This is a genomic window from Escherichia sp. TW14182 (genome assembly GCF_000208525.1).
Taxonomy (GTDB): domain Bacteria; phylum Pseudomonadota; class Gammaproteobacteria; order Enterobacterales; family Enterobacteriaceae; genus Escherichia; species Escherichia ruysiae.
The window spans coordinates 1-733 of the sequence record NZ_AEJZ01000245.1 but is presented as its reverse complement, the minus strand read 5'-3'; the positions used below and the strand labels follow the sequence as shown (position 1 = coordinate 733).

Annotated in this window: 1 pseudogene; it reads right to left on the bottom strand. The window is 51.6% G+C overall.

Annotated elements, in window-relative coordinates:
* Positions 1-647, bottom strand: a pseudogene (gene istA, locus EQY_RS0118260) (IS21-like element IS100 family transposase); the annotation flags it as partial.
* Positions 648-733: the final 86 nt, after the last annotated feature.

Below are 733 nucleotides of genomic sequence, written 5' to 3'. Positions count from 1 at the left end.
CCCATCTCCTTGCCGAACTGCCACAGCGAAGGATGGAACCGGTGCTGACCGGTCTGATATGCGTCACGTTGCAGAACCACAGTTTTCATATTGTCATACAACACTTCGCGCGGCACACCACCAAAGAAGCGGAACGCATTACGATGGCAGGTCTCCAGCGTGTCATAACGCATATTGTCAGTGAATTCGATGTACAACATTCGGCTGTATCCGAGAACAGCAACGAACACGTGAAGCGGTGAGCGACCATTACGCATAGTGCCCCAGTCAACCTGCATCTGTCGTCCGGGTTCAGTTTCGAACCGAACGGCAGGCTCCTGCTCCTGAGGAACCGAGAGAGAACGAATGAACGCCCTGAGAATGGTCATTCCGCCACGATATCCCTGGTCTCTGATCTCGCGAGCGATTACCGTTGCCGGGATTTTGTAAGGATGAGCATCGGCGATGCGTTGACGAATATAATCCCGGTATTCATCCAGGAGTGAAGCAACAGCAGGTCGCGGTGTATATTTTGGCGGCTCAGATTTTGCCTGCAAATAACGTTTAACGGTATTGCGGGAGATCCCCAGTTCTCTGGCAATCGCCCGGCTACTCATTCCCTGCTTGTGCAGGATTTTAATTTCCATAACTGTCTCAAAAGTGACCATAAGCTCTCCTGAATCAGGAGAGCAGATTACCCCCTGGATCTGATTTCAGGCGTTGGGTGTGGATCACTATTGCACCGTTCGTGACA